Below are 3,226 nucleotides of genomic sequence, written 5' to 3' on the forward strand. Positions count from 1 at the left end.
CCGAGGAAGCGGTCGAACTCTTCTGGGTTCATAAATCCTCCAGTCGGCTAACACCTGAGCTCAGCTGCGTTTGATTCGACGGGAGGGATTGGCGTAGCCAAACCGAGCGGCGAGTCAAACGTCAGCTGAAGCGATTTGTTGGGCGTCAGCTGCATGAGATGTCCGTTTGCATCCCATGAAGCTCATCCGCCATTTCTGACAATTGTGCTTTTAAAGCACCGTGCTCAGGCAGGTCGAAAAACGGTGACGCGACAGCTTGCGTTTTAAGTGCAGAGGAGACGTGAAAAAGAAAATCCATCGCTTCCTCTACGGTCGAAGCAGGTAACTCCGACCAATGAACCACATTTTGCATAGTTTGAAACACCTGCTCTGCTATACAGACAACATCAACTTTCCTGGGCGCCCGTCCGAGCTTCTGCGAGCCTAACGACCCCGGCCGAGCCAAAATACGCAAATATTCCCCACAAAACCAAGACACAGTTCCACGCCGCTGATAGGTAGCTAGGGTTTTGGGAGTGAATTTGTTCTACTACTGTTACTAAGGCCACCGAATAAAGAAGCAATACAGATGAGCAAACGGCCTGTATGCGTTGAGGGCGGAGTTTCATCGTGTGATTCATAGCGAACGCGCCACACAGCTCCATTGCGCCGAAGAACGCAAACACCGCTGAGAGTGTGGAGACGCCTTCTGAGCCAAGAACTTGAATCACTCCGTTACTCGACTTGGACAAAGCCAGGTACAGAAGAATCGGAGAAGCCAGTAAAACTAAGGAAAGCCAACCGGAGTGTATTGCAAGGAGCTCATCTTCGGTATAGCGCGCTCGTGCTTTCCTGGCCGACAGTAGGAATGCCAGAGTCGTTGAGATAGCCGTACACGCCAAATACGCTGAAAATGGCAAATGCTCACTCATGACGCCCAACACCCAAGCTCAGCGGCACTTGTGAGCGGACGAGGATTGGCGTAGCCAAACGCAGCCTGCTCGCAAGTGTCCGACTGAAGCGCATTGTTAGGCGTCATTTGTCAGGCCTCGAAGACACATAGTGCCGATCCAAACTGTGTGGCCTCGGGTTCTTCTTAGCGTAGGCCAGACGATCCTTAGTTGCCCTCTCTGAAAAGTAGCGTGACCTTTCCGGGCTACCCTTCGGCCTGAATATTACATCCACTCTGGCGTCGCGTTTTCCGACCGCGTCCTCAACAAGATCAAAAAGCAGGCTTATTTGTGAGTCGTCCCTGACAAATGTGGGCTCCAGAAACTCCCTGGTCTTTCGATGCACCACTCCGATGCCGCCTATGTAATCGCGGACAAAAGGCATTAGCTGGATTCTATCGTCATCAGACTCAAACTCCTCCAACTCGCTCAGTACTGCCGCTTTGAAGCTGCCTTCGCGCTTCAACGTTCTTACGGAAATAGACATTGAAGCTTTGTGTTTAGTGAACTTGCTATCCGAATCCACCTCATCGACTCCAACAGAAAATTCCATTCCATGAACAGGCAATGCACGATGTTGAGCATGATTTCTAAGCGCCTCAAGACACCGATAAGAAAGTGATCGGTCATACTCGTCTCGTGATGCCTGCACAAATGTTAAGTGAGCCTCAGAGCCGTGCCCGAAAATAGACGAAAGATCGTGGGACGTCTGATCCAAGTACATCTTGGCACTCGACATCAGATTCGACAGATATCTATTTGCGGTGTGACGTGCTTGACCGAGCTGATCATATGTATCGCCACCAAAAATTGCATAGCGGAGAGCCGCATCGATGATGCAACGCTCTAACTCAGCAAAATTTTCTATCAGTAAGTCGAGTCGCTGTTCAAACACAACGCCAAAGGTTAGCCGCGTCGAGGATCGTTCAAGGTCGAGAAATTGCTCCGCCGTAATGTTGAATAAGTGCTTCTCTTTCCCGTCCCAAGCGACAACGATTACTTCATGCTGGGTCATGACGCCTAACGCCCACGCTCAGGGGCGTTTGAGGCGGGGAACGTTTTTGCGGGAGCAAAAATGGGCCACGGGTCAAACGTCCCTTGCAGCGTGTTGTTAGGCGGCTGTCCACGTGAGCTGTGCGAGTACAAGCGCATCAATGTTGCCTGCCTCTTTTTTCATCGAGCTCTATCCACATTTGCCGGAGGTTCGGAAGCTCGGAATACAACTTCTGAGCGTAGTTCCTCGTACGATCCAAAACGTGTGTGATGACATTGCGATCCACGTCGAATTGTTGCGCCAATGACAATTTCGACCTTCCATCAAGCGCACCCCGCAATATCTGTTCGACCCTTTCGACAGTGAGCCGCTTCATTCCATGCTGCAGCCTCACGGTGCGGTACTCCTCTGGCATCTTTCTAGCAAGCCATTTGTGGCTTTTCCCGGATGATATGTCAGCGACAACATGCCGTGACACGCCGGTGGCGGAGACGACTTCATCCAGATCGCCAGTCTCAACAAGCTTAAGCAGCACAGCCTCCAACTCCGCTTCGCTGTTCTTTGCATTGTAATTATTAACCCCGGAAATCCTTTCCAATATTTCCGGGGTTTGCATCGTATTTTCCGCATGCTCAGAAATATTCAGCGTCGGCGAAAGAGTATCGATGTAATGTTGCTCCCTAGCGCATCGGGCATCCGCGTCGCAAAATTCAACGACTGCGAAAGTTACCTTGGCAGACGTCAGGTATGCTCTTTGCAGCTTCAAATTTCGATGGGATTTCAGATTCAAATCGCGGAAATGCGAGTTTTTTCTCTTGCGAATATCAAGAGCTGAACCTATGTAAAAATCCTCGTCGCATTGAATCCGATATACCCCCGACCTTGAGAGCCCAGGCAGGCGTGGCGATGGGTGCCTCTTTTCAGGAAGAGATTCCAAAAACGCTCTTCGGCGCGCCGGATAGAAACATGAACATTTGCGCCCTTGTCGCACTAGGTTTTTATGGGCACTGTTCCATTCTCTGCCACAGAAATGCCGTACTCTGAAACGATCTCCCTCAATGTGAGATACCACCGTAAATCCAAGTGCCTCAATTTCTATGGTCTTGCGAGCAACGAGCGTATTGGCTCGCAGTTTCCGGGCACACGCAATGCAGTTTTTGGCACTTCGGCTTCCTTTGGTCAATTCTCGACAAGTGGGGCATCGAAATCGTTTGGCGCTTTGGTCTACCACCTGATTCTCACTGCAGCCTAACACCCTAGCTCAGCGGCACTTGCGAGCGGGCGAGTATTGGCGTAGCCAAAC

Annotated in this window: 3 protein-coding genes; all 3 read right to left on the reverse strand. The window is 50.9% G+C overall.

Annotated elements, in window-relative coordinates:
• Positions 1 to 145: 145 nt before the first annotated feature.
• The 3 genes from KI787_15625 to KI787_15635 all read right to left on the reverse strand — a co-directional run bounded on the left by KI787_15625 (position 146) and on the right by KI787_15635 (position 2,860).
• A complete protein-coding gene (locus KI787_15625; protein ID MBV6631384.1) occupies positions 146 to 352 on the reverse strand; it encodes a hypothetical protein in 207 nt (68 codons plus the stop codon).
• Between the two features lie 662 nt (positions 353 to 1,014).
• A complete protein-coding gene (locus KI787_15630; protein MBV6631385.1) occupies positions 1,015 to 1,944 on the reverse strand; it encodes a hypothetical protein in 930 nt (309 codons plus the stop codon).
• Positions 1,945 to 2,080: 136 nt separating this feature from the next.
• Complete coding sequence (locus tag KI787_15635; protein ID MBV6631386.1) at positions 2,081 to 2,860, reverse strand: GIY-YIG nuclease family protein; 780 nt, start codon at positions 2,858 to 2,860, stop codon at positions 2,081 to 2,083.
• Positions 2,861 to 3,226: the final 366 nt, after the last annotated feature.

Source organism: Oceanococcus sp. HetDA_MAG_MS8 (genome assembly GCA_019192445.1).
In the GTDB taxonomy this organism is placed as follows: domain Bacteria; phylum Pseudomonadota; class Gammaproteobacteria; order Nevskiales; family Oceanococcaceae; genus MS8.

Coding starts and splice junctions, on each gene's coding strand:
- KI787_15625 (MBV6631384.1), bottom strand. CDS start 352: ATGCAAAATGTGGTTCATTGGTCGGAGTTACCTGCTTCGACCGTAGAG.
- KI787_15630 (MBV6631385.1), bottom strand. CDS start 1,944: ATGACCCAGCATGAAGTAATCGTTGTCGCTTGGGACGGGAAAGAGAAG.